We start from the raw sequence: 15,950 nt of genomic DNA, 5'->3' as shown, positions 1-15,950 counted from the left end.
TTTCCCTGTGTGTGTGGTCCGTGTGAAATCCGGCAGTGGTCTATTTGCGGATCGGGCCACAATGCCAGTTCAGTGGGGGTGAACAACGCGTTCCGTCGGACCGTGGTTCCCTGATCGGGCTATGGCGTCGGTCACGGTGGCGGCGGAGTGTAGCAGACAGGGGGGTGATCCTTGTGAAGGGGCTCACGAACCCCCGTCGGGGCGGTGCTGGATACTCGAATCATGAGCACCACGGAGCGTCCCAGGATCCTCGTTGTAGGCGGTGGGTACGTAGGCCTGTACGCGGCACGCCGCATCCTCAAGAAGATGCGGTACGGCGAGGCGACCGTCACGGTCGTCGACCCGCGCTCGTACATGACGTACCAGCCCTTCCTCCCTGAAGCTGCAGCCGGCAGCATCTCTCCCCGCCATGTGGTGGTGCCGCTGCGGCGTGTGCTCCCCAAGGCGGAGGTCCTCACCGGCCGCGTGACCACGATCGACCAGGACCGCAAGGTCGCCACCGTCGCGCCGCTCGTCGGCGAGGCGTACGAGCTGCCCTTCGACTACCTGGTCATCGCGATGGGCGCCGTCTCCCGCACCTTCCCGATCCCCGGCCTGGCCGAGAACGGCATCGGCATGAAGGGCGTCGAGGAGGCCATCGGCCTGCGCAACCACGTCCTGGAGCAGCTCGACAAGGCGGACTCCACGACCGACGAGGAGATCCGGCGCAAGGCGCTGACCTTCGTCTTCATCGGCGGCGGCTTCGCGGGCGCGGAGACCGTCGGCGAGGTCGAGGACATGGCGCGCGACGCCGCCAAGTACTACCCCAACGTGAAGCGCGAGGACATGCGCTTCCTGCTGGTGGACGTGGCCGACAAGATCCTGCCCGAGGTCGGCCCGAAGCTGGGCGGCTGGGGCAAGGAGCACCTGGAGAGCCGCGGCGTCGAGGTCTACCTCAAGACCGGCATGAACTCCTGCGTCGACGGCCACGTCGTGCTCAACAACGACCTTGAGGTCGACGCCAACACGATCGTCTGGACCGCGGGCGTCAAGCCCAACCCGGTCCTGTCCCGCTTCGGCCTGCCGCTCGGCCCGCGCGGTCACGTCGACACCGGCGCCACCCTCCAGGTGCAGGGCACCGACTACATCTGGGCCGCCGGCGACAACGCCCAGGTCCCGGACCTCGTCGGCCGCAAGGCGGGCAACGAGAACGCCTGGTGCCCGCCGAACGCCCAGCACGCGCTGCGTCAGGCGAAGGTCCTCGGCGACAACGTCGTCTCCGGCATGCGGGGCTTCCCGCAGAAGGAGTACAGCCACGCCAACAAGGGTGCGGTGGCCGGTCTCGGCCTGCACAAGGGCGTCGCGATGATCGTCGTGGGCAAGACGAAGATCAAGCTCAAGGGCCGGATCGCCTGGTACATGCACCGCGCGTACCACGGCATGGCGATGCCGACGTTCAACCGCAAGATCCGCGTCTTCGCCGACTGGACGCTCGGCATGTTCCTCAAGCGCGAGGTCGTCTCCCTCGGCGCGATGGAGCACCCCCGCGAGGAGTTCTACGAGGCGGCCAAGCCCGCCCCGCAGGCCGCCCCGCCGGCCGAGAAGACCGACAAGGCCGAGAAGGCCGAGAAGGCCGAGAAGGCCGCCGACAAGGGTGAGAAGGCGAAGGCTTCCTGACCTGACGGGCCTGAGGGCCTGCGAACCTGTGGGCTCTGCGGGCCCGTGGGTCTGCGGGCCCGCAGGTCCGCCGGGGCTTCAGAACCCCCGGGCGGCGGGTCTCCCGGCGAAGGCCGGCGGCCAAGGCCGGTGATGACCGGCCGAGGTCGGCGATGACCGTCCGGGACCGGCGAAGACCGGCCGCCGCACAGTGACCGAAACCGAAGGGCGTCCACCAATCCGTGGGGTGGGCGTCCTTCGGCGTACCGGGTTATTTTGCAGTTTCCAGTCCCGTTTCGGGGATGGGATGGATGCCCGCCGGTGTTTACGTGGTCAGTGAACGTACTTTGTCTCTGATGCTCCACCACGGAGGTGTGCGACATGGCCGACGCCGCTGGACGGCTCACCGCGCTCGCGGAGGAGGTCCTGGGAGCCCCGCTCCCGGTCCGTATCCGCGCCTGGGACCACAGCGAGGCCGGACCGCCAGGGGCACCCGTGCTGGTCATACGCCACCGCAGAGCCCTGCGACGACTGCTCTACAAGCCGGGCGAACTCGGGCTCGCCCGCGGCTGGGTGGCCGGTGACATCGATGTGGAGGGCGACCTCTACCAAGCCCTCGACCTGATGGCCGGCCTCATCTGGGAGCGCGGCACCCCGGCCAAACGCCAGCCGGTGCTGGCCACCGCCCTCGCCACCCTGCGCGACCCCCGGATGCGCGCCGCCGGCCGCGAGCTCCTCGCGCTCGCCGGGGCCGGCCTGCCGCCCGCGCCGCCGCGCGAGGAGGCCCCCAAGAGCCACGGGCCGCTGCACACCCTGCGCCGCGACAAGCAGGCCATCAGCCACCACTACGACGTCGGCAACGACTTCTACGAGCTGGTGCTGGGCCCCTCCATGGTCTACTCCTGCGCCTACTGGGAGTCCCCGGAGGCCACCCTGGAGGAGGCGCAGCACGACAAGCTCGACCTCGTCTGCCGCAAGCTCGGGCTCGAACCCGATCAGCGCCTGCTGGATGTGGGCTGCGGCTGGGGCTCGATGGTGCTGCACGCGGCGCGCGAGTACGGCGTACGCGCCGTGGGGATCACGCTCTCCGAGGAGCAGGCCGCGTACGGGCGCAAGCGCGTCGCCGAGGCCGGGCTGACGGACCGGGTCGAGATCCGGGTGCAGGACTACCGGCGCATCCACGACGGCCCCTATGACGCGATCTCCTCGATCGGCATGGCCGAGCACGTCGGTTCGGCGCTCTACGCGGAGTACGCGGCCGACCTCCACGCACTCCTCAAGCCGGGCGGGCGGCTGCTGAACCACCAGATCGCCCGCCGTCCGCTGCTCGACGAGGAGAACTACCAGGTCGACGAGTTCATCGACCGCTACGTCTTCCCGGACGGCGAGCTGGCCCCGGTCGGCCGGACCGTCGGCCAGTTGGAGGAGGCCGGGTTCGAGGTGCGCGACGTGGAGGCGCTGCGCGAGCACTACGCGCTGACGCTGCGCCAGTGGGTGGCCAACCTGGAGCGCAACTGGAACGAGGCGGTCCGGCTGACCACGCCCGGCCGGGCCCGGGTCTGGCGGCTGTACATGGCGGCCTCCGCGCTCTCCTTCGAGCGCAACCGCATCGGCGTCAACCAGGTGCTGGCGGTCCGTACTCCCGAGAGCGGGGAGTCCGGCGCGCCGCTGCGCATGCGGAGATGGGGCTCGGGCTCCTGACCGAAGGCCGCGAAAAGGGCCGGCCCCGCGGTGGACACCGCGGGGCCGGCCCTTCTGCGTTCCGCTGCTGCGCGCGGTAGCTGTCGTGCGCAGCAGCGGAACGGACTACTCCGCCTTGATCGCCGCCAGCATGTTCAGCCGGGCGGCCCGGCGGGCGGGCCACAGCGCGGCCAACACGCCGACCAGCGCGGACAGCAGCAGGAAGATGCCCATCCGGCCCCACGGCAGTACCAGCTCGTACGTCGCCATGGTGGAGCCGATCAGTTCGCCGGCCGCCCAGCCGAAGAACACGCCGAGCGCGAGGCCGAGGACGCCGCCGAAGAGCGAGATGACCAGCGACTCCAGCCGCACCATCCGCTTGATGCCCTTGCGGTCCAGGCCGATGGCGCGCAGCATCCCGATCTCCTGGGAGCGCTCGAAGACCGACATGGCCAGGGTGTTGACGACGCCGAGCACCGCGACGATCACGGCCATGGCGAGCAGCCCGTAGAGCATGTTCAGCATCAGGTTGACCACGGAGGCGATGCCGTTGACGATGTCGCCCTTGTCCTGGATCTTGATGGCGGGGTTGTCGCCGAGCGTCTTGCGCAGCGCGTCCTTGGAGCTCTCGCCCGCACCGTCCTTGGTCTTGACCAGCACCTGCCGGTCGGTGGCGTCCTTCTGGTGCGGGTCGACGGTGGCGGTGTCGACCAGGATGCCGCGCATCAGCTCGTTGCCCTTGTACACGCCCGAGACCGTCAGCCGGCTCTTCGTGCCGTCCTCGAAGGTCGCGACGTAGGAGGAGCCGGCCTTCAGGCCGCGTTCCTTGGCGGAACTCTCGTCCATGACGGTGTTGTGGCCGCCGACGTTCAGGGAGCCGGAGGTGAGGTCCAGCTTGGTGAGCTTGTCGAGGTCCTTGCCGTTGACGCCCATCATGTAGCCGCTGTCGCCGTTGATGTCGGCGACCGAGTTGCGCATCGGGCTGGACGCGGTGACGTCCGGGTCGGCGGCGATCTGCTTGGCCACCTGCGGGGAGAGCGGGAGCTGGCTCGCCATCGCGACGACGTAGTCGGCCTTGAGGGAGTCCGTGGCCATCTTGCCGACGGCCTTCTGGACGCTGCCGGCGATGACGGTCAGACCGGTGATCAGGGTGAGGCCGATCATCAGCGCGGAGGCCGTCGCGGCGGTGCGGCGAGGGTTGCGGACCGCGTTCTGCCGGGCGAGCTTGCCGGAGATCCCGAAGGCGCGCAGTACGGGCCCGGCGGCGGCGATCAGCGGCCGGGACAGCAGCGGGGTCAGCACGAACACCCCGATCAGCAGCAGCCCGGCGCCCAGGCCCAGCACGCCCTTGCCGTCGCTGCCCATGCCGGTCGCGCCGATCACGGCCGCGATACCCGCGCCGGAGAAGAGCGCGCCGATGGTGTTGCGGACGACCAGGGACCGGGTGGTGGCGACCGCGTGCACGCTGTTCATGGCGGCGATCGGCGGGATCTTCGCGGCGCGGCGGCCCGGCAGCCAGGCGGCGAGCATGGTCACCACGATGCCGACGATCAGCGAGATCACGATGGTGGAGGGCTCGATGACGAGCGGGCCGTCGGGGACGGTGGCGCCGCTGCCGCTCAGCAGGGTGCGCAGCGAGGCGCCGATGCCGATGCCCGCGAGCAGGCCGGTGACGGCGGCGATCGCGCCGACCACGAACGCCTCGATGAGCACGGAGCGGGTCACCTGGCGGCGGCTCGCGCCGACCGCGCGCATCAGCGCCAGTTCCTTGGTGCGCTGGGAGACCAGCATGGTGAAGGTGTTGGCGATGATGAAGATGCCGACGAAGAGCGCGATGCCCGCGAAGACCAGCAGGCCGGTCTTCATGCCGCTCATGCCCTCGGCGATGGACTTGGCCTGGTCGTCGGCGAGCTCCTTGCCGGTGGTGGACTCGGCGGTGTTGGGCAGGATCTTGTCGATCGTGCTCTTGAGCTCGGCCTGGGAGGTGCCCGGCGCGGCCTTCACGTCGATCTCGCTGAACTCGCCGGGCTTGCTGTAGAGCTTCTGCGCGGTGCGGGTGTCGAAGAGCGCGAGGCTGCCGCCGGCCGCGACGTTGCCGTCGTCGGTGGTGAAGACGCCGACGACCTTCTGCTTCATGACGGGTCCGTCGACGGACATCCGGACGGTGTCGCCGACCTTGACGCCCGCGCGGTCGGCCGTCTTGGCGTCGAGCGCGATCTCACTGGCGACGTGCGGCGCGCGGCCGTCCTTGAGCGGGTACCGGATGTCGGCGCCGCCCTTGCCGGGGTAGTAGTTGCCGCCGGTGGACTGGAAGCCGTCGCCGACGAGCTTGCCGTCCTTGCCGGAGACGGCGGCGAAGCCGCTGACACCGGCGGTGACCGAGTCGACGCCGGGCGCCTTGGCGATCTTCGTCAGCAGGCTCTGGCGCAGCTCGTGCCACTCGCCGGGCTTGTCGCTGTCCTTGTTGCTGTTGTTGTCGGGGGAGTCCGAGGGCTTGATGGCGATGTCGGTGTTGGTGAAGCCCTTTTCCGAGCTCTTCTGGAGAGCGCCGGTGATGGTCGAGGTGAAGACCAGGGTGCCTGAGACGAAGGCGACGCCGAGCATGACGGCGAGCACGGTCATCAGCAGCCTGGCCTTGTGCGCGAGCACATTGCGCAAGGCGGTACGGAACATGGTCAGTCCTGGGGGGAGGCTCCGCGCCCATGGGCGGCCGGGCGTGGAGCCGGGCGCGGGGGCTGCGGGGAGAAGTCTGGATGGGTGGGGCGGCGGCTGAGCTCGTACGGGCCGGGGCCGGGACCGGCTCCTACGGACGGGGGCGAGGCCCTTGGCCGGGGCCGGCGCGGCAGTGCCGTGCGACCCGGCCGGTGTGGCCCGCCTGCTCAGCGGCTCCGTCGGCTCAGCTGGTGCGCCCCCGGGCGTCGAAGCGCTTCATCCGGTCGAGCACGGCGTCGGCGGTGGGTTCGCGCAGTTCGTCGACGAGCCGTCCGTCGGCGAGGAAGACGACGCGGTCGGCGTAGGCGGCGGCGACCGGGTCGTGGGTGACCATGACGACGGTCTGGCCGAGCTCGCGCACGGAGTTCCGCAGGAAGCCGAGGACCTCGGCGCCGGAGCGCGAGTCGAGGTTTCCGGTGGGCTCGTCGGCGAACATGATCTCGGGGCGGCCGGCGAGGGCGCGGGCGACGGCGACGCGCTGCTGCTGACCGCCGGAGAGCTGGTTGGGCCGGTGCTTGAGCCGCCCGGAGAGGCCGACGGTGTCGACGACCATGTCCAGCCACTTCTTGTCGGGCTTGCGGCCGGCGATGTCCATCGGCAGCGTGATGTTCTCCAGGGCGTTGAGCGTGGGCAGCAGGTTGAACGCCTGGAAGATGAAGCCGATCTTGTCGCGCCGCAGCTGGGTGAGCTTCTTGTCGCTGAGCGCGGTCAGCTCCACGTCGCCGATCCGGGCCGAGCCGCCGGAGACCGAGTCGAGACCGGCCATGCAGTGCATCAGCGTCGACTTGCCGGAGCCGGAGGGGCCCATGATCGCGGTGAACTCCGCCTGGTGAAAGTCGAGGGAGACGGCGTCCAGCGCGACCACCTGGGTATCACCCTGTCCGTAGACCTTGGTGAGATCCGTGGCGCGGGCGGCCACCGCGGTGGCGCGGGCGGCGGTCTGGGCGCCGAAGGGGGTGGTGGTCACGGCGGGGGACTCCTGTCGGAACGAGCTTTTCGGGGACTGAGTCCATCGTCCGTGCCGAAAGCCGCTCCGGGATCAGACCCTGCTCCCGTTCCCTTGGGAGACCAGGGAGGTACCGCGAAGGAGTCACATCATCCTCTGGTAGGAGCACAACCCTGACCCCGGAACCACGGGCGCGGGCCGATCGGGGCGGCGAGATTGCGACAATTCCGCCTCCGGGCCCTGACGGGAGGGTGACCGGTCGGGAACAGCCCGTGGCATGTGCCAATGGCGTCGGCCGGTGACTGATGCACCCTCAGTTGCCAATAAAATAAGACAACCTCGGGCCAACGTTCCGCTGTTCGGGGGGCCGCTCGGGGCTAGGCTCGTAACGCTCTCCAAAGGGGAGGGCCGTGCGCCTCCCTGTACGCACGGACCGAGAGCCCCTGCCCGGATGGTGGAATGCAGACACGGCGAGCTTAAACCTCGCTGGCCCTCGGGCCGTGCCGGTTCAAGTCCGGCTCCGGGCACCTCCACCCAGACTTCCCCGACCCGCGGCGACAGCGGGTCGGAGGCGCCGCGCCCGCCGCCGTGCGGCAGGGCCGGGAACGCGCGGCCCGCGATCACGTGTATGGCAAGCGTACATCCGAGAGTGAACGGTACCGGGGACGCGCCCGGCGGCCGGGTCGGGCCGGGTGGCGTGCGGGGCGCCGTGTGGGGCCGCTCGGGCGACCAGGAGCGTGCGCGTGCCGTCTGGCTCAAGGTCGGTAGGCCTTCCCTGCCTTCTCCGGGTGCGACATCCGCGGTGCCGAACGGCTCTCCGGCGCCGCGTCCCCTGTGGGTGAGGGGGCTCCCCACGGCCAGGGTGTGCCGGGGACGAGTGCCAATTGACAGCCCCCCGCGCAGGAAGTCGCCGAATCTCCAAGGCAGTTCACCCAGGGACAAGAGGCAGGACCGGCCGCCCGGCGCCGCGTACGGAGCCGGCCCGCGCGAACTCGCCAGGCCCGCACCGCTGTTCACTGGTCCCGATCGACCAGGAGGCGTGCGATGCCGGTGAGGTACTCGACAACCTCGGTCGGCAGGTCTGCGTTCCGCAGCGCCTGTACGGCTTTCTCATGACGGACGTGGATCATGTCTTCGACTTGGGCGCGGGCGCCGGTATCGGATATGACGTCCCTCGCGACCTCTGCCTGGGCTTCGGTGAGGGTGGGGCATCCGAGGAGCGGGCGTACTTCGCTGATCTGGGCGGAGGACGCACGTTGCAGGGCGAGGGCTATCAGGGCGGTGGCTTTGCCGTCCCGCAGATCGTCCAGGGCCGGCTTTCCGGTGGCGGCGGGGTCGCCGTACACACCCAGAAGGTCGTCACGGAGCTGGAAGGCCTCGCCGGCGGGGAGGGCGAAGGCGCTGAGCGCGGACAGCACCGGTGGCTCGGCGCCGGCAAGGACCGCGCCGATGTGAAGCGGCCGCTCGACGGTGTACTTGGCCGTCTTGTACCGGCTGATCGCCAGGGACCGGTCGACATCGGGCGTGGGGTGTCCGGTGGAGGTGAGGTCGAGGTACTGGCCGTGCATCACCTCGGTTCGCATGGCGTCGACCACGGGGAGGACCCGGGCGAGCTCGCCCGCCGTCAGACCCGCGGTATGCAGCAGCTCGTCGGACCAGGCCAGTGCCAGGTCGCCGATGAGCATCGCGGCGTTCGCCCCGAGCCGGTCGGCGGCCTCGGCGGTCCTGCCCGGAAGGTACCGTGCCGACAGCGCCCGGTGGACCGTGGGGCGGCCGCGACGGCTGCTGGAACAGTCCATGAGGTCGTCATGTATGAGGGCGAACGCGTGGAACAACTCCAGGGAGCCGGCAACCCGCAGCACCTTGGACGGCAGTGGACCGCCGCCCCCCGCGCACCAGCCGACGGCACACAGAATGGGCCGCATCCTTTTGCCGCCCCCGCTCAGGAAGGCGTGCAGCGTTTCCGCGCCCTCGTCCGCGATGGCCCGGCCGCCTCCGGCGCCGACGTGAGTCTTGTCTGCCAGGAAACCGTCCAGCACCGCCTCTACATCACTGCGGATCCCTGCGAAATCCAGCGGAGGGCTGTCGGTCCGCGCGGACATAGCCATGAGAATCCCTCGCCATTCCGGGAGTTGAATGCCTGCGGAGCGGCCGACTGGCGCCGTCCCGCGTCTCCCAGTACACGCCCGGACGAGAACTCCGCGGAAGGCCGGTCCGGCTTCGAGTGCGTGCACGCGTTGAATGCTTGTGTGTTTGTGAATTCCGCTCAGTGGAAACCTCCGAACCTGTTCCCACCTGGTCGGGACCGGGCGGGGGCGCTCTGAGTGCGTCGTTCCCGCTTTCGTCGAGGTGGTCTGTCCGTGTACCAGGGATTGCTCAGGCATCCGGGTATGGGTTGGAGGACAGAGGCAGGTGCAAAGGACGCTCAGATCGCATCGGTGGACGGCGCCGGAGGCGGTGCCGGCGGGTGACGTGGTGGTCGCGCGGGCGGTGGTTCATACCGGGCGCGGCCATGTGGAGTGCCGGGGTGCGGAGCTTTTGGCGGGGGAGTTGAGGCGTTCGGGACTGACCGTGCGGTTCGCGGACTCTGTGGCGCAGTCCGGCTCGGAGTGCGGGGGCGAGGCGGCGGGGTCGGTGGGGCAGTCGCTGTCCTACGTAGGGCGGGACGGGCGTGCGGTGGGGCTGGGTGCGGTGTCGGCGCCGGTGTCGGAGCCGGTGGTGGCCCGGGCTCTCGCGGTGTGGACGAGCGTGATGCGTACGCGCCGGGTGGTCGCGGCCGGGACGGATTCGTGGTGCGGAGGTGCGCGTCGGACCCTGACCGCGGAGGACGCGGCGCTGGCGTCCGCGGCCGGCCCCCTCGCCCTGCTCGGCGGCGCGGCGTTGGAACCGGCTCTGGAACGGGACGGCAGGACCGGTCGGGTCCTGTTGACGGCTGTGGACGTGGAGGCCGTACCCGACGGCGCGAGGGTGGTCATCGGACCGGAAGGAGTGCCGCCCGCGACCCGCGCGGGCCTGGCCGCGCGGGGAGTGAGGCCGGTGGATACGGGGTGTCCGCTGATCGCGGCGGCCCAGGACGAAGTACGCAGGTTCGCCGCGACGGGGGAGACGGTGATCGTGGTGGGGCGGCCCGGCGATGCGGTGGCGGCCGGCCTGGTGCGCCAGGCGCCCGGGGCGGTACGCGTGGTGGAGAACGAGGAGGACGCCCGGCGTGTACGGCTGGCGGACGACGCACGGGTGGCGGTGGGGCTTCAGCCGGGCCTGCCGGTGGAAGAGACGGAGCGGGTCGCGGAGGCGGTACGGGCCCGGTTCGGCCATGTGCTGCCGCAGGACCCGGCCACCTACTGCCATGCCGCCGGCGACCGGATCCGTGCGCTGCGCGGGCTGGCGGCCGCGTGCCAGGTCGTGCTGGTGGTAGGGCCCGTGCGGGCCGCCCGGGCGGCGGTGGCGGTCCTGGAGCGTGCGGGCACGGAGGCCTACGTGGTGGGGACGGCCGGTGACGTGCGGCCGCAGTGGCTGTCGGGGGCGGGCGCGGTCGGGGTGACGGCCGTGTCGGGCGTATCGCCGGTTGCGGTGTCCGGGCTGCTGGAGGCGCTCTCGGGGCTCGGGCCGTGCGCGATGAGGCGTCAGGAAACGTCCACCACGACGATGCCTGCGGCCACTGGGAAGTACCTGACGCGGGTTCAGGCGCCGGAGGATTCGGTGTGCCGCGCCTGGTCGAGACGCTCGATCACGACACCGGCCCCACCACCTAGGTCGCTTCCGATGGCTCTTGAGCGGTGTCGCGGAGCCAGCTGACGATCGTTCTCACGGTCAGGGGGCCGTTCCACGGCTGATTCGCTGGATAGCCGTCGAACGGCCTGCATGTGCTACACGGGAAAATTCCGCGGAAACGTCTGAAGGAGTTGCACCATATGAACGCGTTCGCCAATGTGTGGAGTGCCGAATCTTGTGGCCTCGTCGATGTGGGCAGCAAGCGTGTTACTCAGTTGGCTGATATTCGGATGAACTCGGAAGGGAAGGAGAGGGTCCGGGCCCGGTGCGAGGAAGCGTCGAACTCTGGTAGCGAGGCAACCACGTATATGGTTGTGGAGCCGTCGTACACTCCGCACGTGTCAGGGAAAGTGAGTCGGCACCGCCAAGGCGACGATATGGGCTGGAAGGTGATCCGGGCCGCGCATTCAGGTGAGCTTCGGGAATCTATAGAATCAAGCCCTATCGCCGAAACGGTGATGAATGTGGTCTCCTTGGTGAGGCGCGAGCTATGGGTGGCGGAAGGATCGCAGTCCAAGGGGATGGATTTACTCTCCGAAATTAATCCGAAAAAAGGAGGGGAGGTTCGCAGGCTGCTGGACGAGTACGTGGCGCGAAATGCCGAATCGGCCGAATCAGCGGTGCCGATGATTTTGCGTGATTTCTTTGCCAGTATCTATCGTTGGCAAATCCCGCGAGTTCGTGACGGCCGGATGCTCGATCTCTGCGGAGCAACTCGTAACCTCACGATGGCTGTCGACTACCCCGGCGCTCCTGATGATTCAGCCGGAGGCGGTTACGATTCATACGTCGCAGCAGCAAGCGAAGGTCTCGCGTGCCTGGGAGGGAAAGCCGCGACACAGGCTCTGAAGGATTCGGCGGTGACCGACGCAGTCATCCTGATGAAGAATTCCATAACGGAGTCCTGTCTGGATGCTTCAGGCAGTGAAGAGGATTGCCTACCTGCTCCCGAGATCGTCACGCCCGACGAATACCTGGTGGCCCGTTGGTGGGACGGGGACATGGTCGGCTTCTACCGCCTGGCCATGGGGACAGCCGAGTACAGGCACCTCTCGGATGAACTCGGATGCTTTCAAGCGATCCAGGCCTGCGGCCGAATGAAGCGCGCCGTCGAGAATCTCATTCGATACAATGACATCATCGATGTCATCTCCGACTATACAAGCCGAGAGGCGTTCAACGAACTTCATGTGGCCCTATCCGCAAAGGGGAGCGACAGCGTAATCGGCTACGCCAACGCGTTGGCCGCCGTGACGGACCGCGTTATCGATTGCGACTGTCAAGAGGATGGTCACCAAGAAGCGGCAGAAATGGCCATGGGGGCCTGCCTGTGGTATCTGATGGTTCCTCGATATCGTGGAAGGGCTCAGATCGACTGCCTTTCGCGTACGCCGCGAGACGACGTGCGGGCCAGTTTCGACTGGCTTCCCTGCGGCGAGAGGCTGACCGATGTTTCTTCCACCGCTCTGGCATCCGGGAATACGCTGCACTCGCCCGGATGGGAGCCGCTGTGGTTCAAGGAGCCCCAGGGGGACGGTGACAGGGGTGCCGCTTCACGGGCCGCTGTCGAGGACCTCGCAATGCGAACGGCCCGGAGGTTACGACTTCCCCGTGAAGTGGAGATCGATCCCGTGATCGAGACTCTTCAAGCCGAGGCGAGGGAGGTTCTCGAAGGGTGCGAGAGCCTCACCGATACGGCAAGTTTGTGCGCCTTGTCGGAAAAGTGGTGCAAATTATTCGATATTGGAGTTCTCGATCTGGACGGGAAGCCGGTCCATTCTCGCGACACTCAGGAAGAGTTGCGGAGCCTCATTCCTCGAATATGGAGTCACGTCGTCGTCGGCTCTGAAGGAATGGCGACGAGCGACACGGACGAGGGTCTGTTCATGGACGTCGACCGGACAGTCGCCCGCACTTACCTGGAATCTCAAGAGGTCGGCCTGATTCTCCGGCGAGCTTTCTTCGGCGTGACGACAAGCGCCGTGGAACTCAGCGGCCTAAACCCTTACGGCCGCCTGGCGGACGGCGTCGCCAGGTTCTTGAGCCGCTGCAAGTGAAGGTGGGCCCGGACATTTCCCCGCGCGATACCGGTGACGCAGGACGCGGCGTCCGAGCAGAGCCGGACCGCGGCCGCCGCGGCCTCTTCCGGTGTGGCCATCCGGCCGATCGGGGTGCTCGCCTCCTGCGTCGCGATCGTGTCGGCGCCGGCCGCCACCTGCTTGAACCTGGCGCGCCACTGGGGCCGAGGCCCGGCCTTCGCATCCTCCCCCAAGGAGGCGCGGCCGGCCTGCGGGCCCCAGCCGTGGGCGCGTTGGCCCACCACTTGGGCCGGGGCCCGGTCCCCGCCTGTGCGATCTACGGGTCGCCGGGGCCGTGAGGGCCGTGAGGGCCGTGAGGGCCGTGAGGGCCGGGTGGGCCGGGTGGGCCGGGTGGGCCCGGGACGGTCGGCGATCAGCGGGCAGCGCGTCAGCGCTCGGTGGAGGTGCGGCGGCGGGCCGCGAGCATCAGGGCCGCGCCGGTGGTGAGGGCGACGGCGGTTCCGCCGAGGGCCCAGGGGGTGGCGGCTCCGTTGTCGGCAGCGGCTCCATGGTGGCGCGTGCGGATGCTTCCTTGCTTCGCACAGGGGCTTCCGCTTCCTTCTCGCGTCGCAGCGCTCCATCGCGCCGCCTCGCACTGGAATGCACCAGAGACGTGAGTGGCGGTGGGGATGCGAACGCGCGAAACGGCATCCGAGGCCGGAGAGGGATAACCGGCCCAGTGTGCCGCGAGCCCTCCCCTCCGGCCGCAACACCGGCCGCCGGGATCGTTGAGGGCAAACCTGGAGGGAGCCTTCCATACCAAGTCGACCTCAGTCGGGAAGACCGTCCAGAGCGACACGGCGTCCAAGGACACATGGTCCTCTACCCAGGTCGAGGCCGCGCTGTCCGGCAACGAGACCTACTACAAGACCACCTGCTGCCGGTGGTGGCGGCTGAGCGCCAGCTCGGTTTCGTAGGATGAGGGTCCGCCCGCCGGATGTCGAGGAATCGTTTCTTCCTCCCGGTGGGCGTGCCGCTCCCAGCATGTCCAACCTTCTGAGTCGCGCTCCTCGAAGTGCCCTGACCTAGGCGATAGATGCTGCACCGAGGTATCAAGTTCGTTCACGCCGCTGTGCTGGCCTACTCAGCGGTTCTCGCCTTCCTGTTCTTACGGAGCTTCGAAGAGGACTGGGTGCTCGGCCACTCCGCCGTCGTATGGGTGACGGACTCCGACAACTCGGCAAGCGGCTCTCAAGTGGCGCGTGCTGTGGCGGAGTTCGCGGAGGAGCGGCGGACGACCGTCGCGCGTGAAGTCCTCGATCTCAAAGCCCCGTCCAGCAGCAGGCACCTCTATCTCGCGCCGGGCGGTCCCCACTCCGACTGGCTGAAGGAGGGGTACCCCTCCTTCAATCGCGGTTACCACACAGACGTGCGTCCCGTGGCCGACCTCGGGATGCGTGATCCCCGAGGCATCTATTACGTCTTCGGTTCGGACCAGGCCGCCACGTCGCTCACTCGGGACTTCACCGGTCTGGGGCTGACGGCCAAGGTCTATCACCCCGTCTCGCTGACGCAGTTGAGCTTCAACTATGAGGGAAGCGCGCTGTACCGGTCGTTCTTCGTCGTCGCGCTCGCCGTCGTGACGATGACCGGCGCGGGAGTCCTGCTCAACGCGAAGGCGTATGGAGTGCTGCGGCTGCAAGGGAAATCATTCGGGCAGATCCTGCGGCGGGACCTGCGTCAGTTGGCGGCGTTCTGGGGCATCGCGTTTGTCGCCGTGGCCGCCACGACACTGCTGCTCCTCGGGCTCTACAACGGACTGGCCTGGATCGGCGCCTTCACTCTGCTCGCGTTCGGCGTCGCCCTTGTGCTCGGCGCCGTCGCCCTTGTCACGCACGCGGCCATGCTCGGCCTGACGTCCCAGACCGATGTGCTGTCAGCTCTGAAGGGGGAGTTGCCGGCGCGGGCCGCCGCGATCTGCGCCTACTGCGTCAGAGTTCCAGCGCTTCTGCTGGCGCTGAGCATCGCGTCGGCCGTCGTTCTGGCCGGCCAGGATGTACTGGCCCGACAGGAGAGCAGCCGGGCGTACGCGAAGATCGGCAACGCCACCTCGATCGCCTTCAACGGCAGCCTCGCAAGCGAAGCGGGACTGAAAGACCTGAACGTGAAAGTGGGGCCCTGGCTGCACCAGGCGGACAGAGACGGGGACATCGTCTTTGCCGGCCACCGAAGAACCGGGGGACGGGGCCCGGGAGAACTCGTGAATCACGACGTACTGATCGTCAACGAGTCCTTTCTGGCCGCGCAACCCGTTCTCGACTCATCGGGACACCGGATCACCATGAGCGACGCGGACCCTGAGCGGGTACGGCTACTGATCCCCAGGCCCCTCGCGCGGTATGCCGGACGCCTGCGTGAGCAAGTCCCGGGGCTGCTGAACCCCGTCACCCCGGACGTCGTCCCAGCGGCCAAGGTGGAGACGGTGTGGTCGAAGGACAGCCAGCGCGTCTTCACGTACAACCCCGGCGGCCAGCAGCGCAATGGCGAGAAACTCGGCGCGGACGACTCCCTGGTCACCGACCCCGTCATCATCGCTTTCCCCAATGGATCGCCGTTGGTGAGCAACAAGCTCTACACCGACTACGCCTCTCAGAGCAGCATCGTCTTCCCCGATCCGGACGACGTCACAGCCGGCATCAAGAAACACCGCCTTGAGACATACGTGATGTCCATGACCCCTGTCGCGCAGAACGCCGCGAACAAACTGCGCGATCTTGTCGGGGACTTCAGGCTGCAACTGTTCAACCTGGCGGTGGCCGTGACAGTGCTGCTCATCACCGGAGTCGGCGTCTGCATCGTGCACTCCCGGAAAAACGCACAAGCGATCTTCGCACGGCACATCAGCGGATGGACCTTCACCGCGACCCACCGCCCGGTCCTGCTGCTCGAAGGGCTTCTGGCGATGCTCCTGGTGGTATGGCTGCCCTTCAAAGTGTGGCAGCGGAACCAGGGCCTCGACCGGTACGCGGCCCTCGGCATCCCCGCCCCCAGACCGATGGCCGAAGTCACGGGACTCGACCTCGGCGTCACCATCGCGCTCGTCGTCGTCGAGGTCGCGGCGGTGCTGTTGGCCCTTGCCGCTTTCCACCGCCGCATCGTCAAGGAAGGTGCGACCGAGTCGTGACTCC

At 68.5% G+C, this 15,950-nt stretch carries 8 protein-coding genes, 1 tRNA gene and 1 pseudogene; 6 read left to right on the top strand and 4 right to left on the bottom strand.

Annotated features, from left to right (window positions below; translation table 11 throughout):
- Positions 1-222 precede the first annotated feature (222 nt).
- Positions 223-1,656, top strand: a complete 1,434-nt coding sequence (locus AB0I22_RS14950; protein WP_363131165.1) for an NAD(P)/FAD-dependent oxidoreductase — start codon at positions 223-225, stop codon at positions 1,654-1,656.
- A gap of 360 nt (positions 1,657-2,016) precedes the next feature.
- The gene (locus tag AB0I22_RS14945; RefSeq protein ID WP_363131164.1) at positions 2,017-3,336 is read left to right on the top strand and encodes a cyclopropane-fatty-acyl-phospholipid synthase family protein; all 1,320 of its coding nucleotides are present in this window, start codon (positions 2,017-2,019) and stop codon (positions 3,334-3,336) included.
- A 105-nt stretch (positions 3,337-3,441) separates the two neighbouring features.
- On the opposite strand, the gene AB0I22_RS14940 is transcribed toward AB0I22_RS14945, so the two are convergent.
- A complete protein-coding gene (locus tag AB0I22_RS14940; protein ID WP_363131163.1) occupies positions 3,442-5,988 on the bottom strand; it encodes an FtsX-like permease family protein in 2,547 nt (848 codons plus the stop codon).
- A gap of 223 nt (positions 5,989-6,211) precedes the next feature.
- Positions 6,212-6,994: an ABC transporter ATP-binding protein gene (locus AB0I22_RS14935; RefSeq protein WP_363131162.1), complete on the bottom strand. Its 783-nt coding sequence runs from the start codon at positions 6,992-6,994 to the stop codon at positions 6,212-6,214.
- 424 nt (positions 6,995-7,418) lie between these two features.
- Here AB0I22_RS14935 and AB0I22_RS14930 point away from each other — a divergent pair.
- Positions 7,419-7,500 (top strand) — tRNA-Leu (locus tag AB0I22_RS14930).
- Between the two features lie 486 nt (positions 7,501-7,986).
- Here AB0I22_RS14930 and AB0I22_RS14925 read toward each other — a convergent pair.
- Positions 7,987-9,075, bottom strand: a complete 1,089-nt coding sequence (locus tag AB0I22_RS14925) for a polyprenyl synthetase family protein (RefSeq protein WP_363131161.1) — start codon at positions 9,073-9,075, stop codon at positions 7,987-7,989.
- Between the two features lie 448 nt (positions 9,076-9,523).
- On the opposite strand from AB0I22_RS14925, the gene AB0I22_RS14920 reads away from it, so the two are divergent.
- Complete coding sequence (locus tag AB0I22_RS14920) at positions 9,524-10,768, top strand: hypothetical protein (RefSeq protein ID WP_363131160.1); 1,245 nt, start codon at positions 9,524-9,526, stop codon at positions 10,766-10,768.
- A gap of 116 nt (positions 10,769-10,884) precedes the next feature.
- Positions 10,885-12,801 (top strand): hypothetical protein, encoded by a 1,917-nt coding sequence (locus AB0I22_RS14915; protein ID WP_363131159.1) that lies wholly within the window; start codon positions 10,885-10,887, stop codon positions 12,799-12,801.
- On the opposite strand, the pseudogene AB0I22_RS14910 reads toward AB0I22_RS14915, so the two are convergent.
- Positions 12,750-12,968 (bottom strand): annotated as a pseudogene (locus tag AB0I22_RS14910) (SDR family oxidoreductase); the annotation flags it as partial. The gene AB0I22_RS14915 and the pseudogene AB0I22_RS14910 sit on opposite strands and share 52 nt — an antisense overlap.
- A gap of 986 nt (positions 12,969-13,954) precedes the next feature.
- Here AB0I22_RS14910 and AB0I22_RS14905 point away from each other — a divergent pair.
- Positions 13,955-15,946, top strand: coding sequence for a hypothetical protein (locus tag AB0I22_RS14905; RefSeq protein WP_363131158.1), 1,992 nt, complete (start codon positions 13,955-13,957; stop codon positions 15,944-15,946).
- Positions 15,947-15,950 lie beyond the last annotated feature (4 nt).

The organism is Streptomyces sp. NPDC050610 (genome assembly GCF_040654875.1).
Lineage (GTDB): Bacteria > Actinomycetota > Actinomycetes > Streptomycetales > Streptomycetaceae > Streptomyces.
The sequence above is the reverse complement of the archived record's forward strand: the minus strand, read 5'-3'. Positions and strand labels throughout refer to the sequence as shown.

Coding starts and splice junctions, on each gene's coding strand:
- AB0I22_RS14915 (WP_363131159.1), top strand. CDS start 10,885: ATGAACGCGTTCGCCAATGTGTGGAGTGCCGAATCTTGTGGCCTCGTC.
- AB0I22_RS14950 (WP_363131165.1), top strand. CDS start 223: ATGAGCACCACGGAGCGTCCCAGGATCCTCGTTGTAGGCGGTGGGTAC.
- AB0I22_RS14945 (WP_363131164.1), top strand. CDS start 2,017: ATGGCCGACGCCGCTGGACGGCTCACCGCGCTCGCGGAGGAGGTCCTG.
- AB0I22_RS14925 (WP_363131161.1), bottom strand. CDS start 9,075: ATGTCCGCGCGGACCGACAGCCCTCCGCTGGATTTCGCAGGGATCCGC.
- AB0I22_RS14940 (WP_363131163.1), bottom strand. CDS start 5,988: ATGTTCCGTACCGCCTTGCGCAATGTGCTCGCGCACAAGGCCAGGCTG.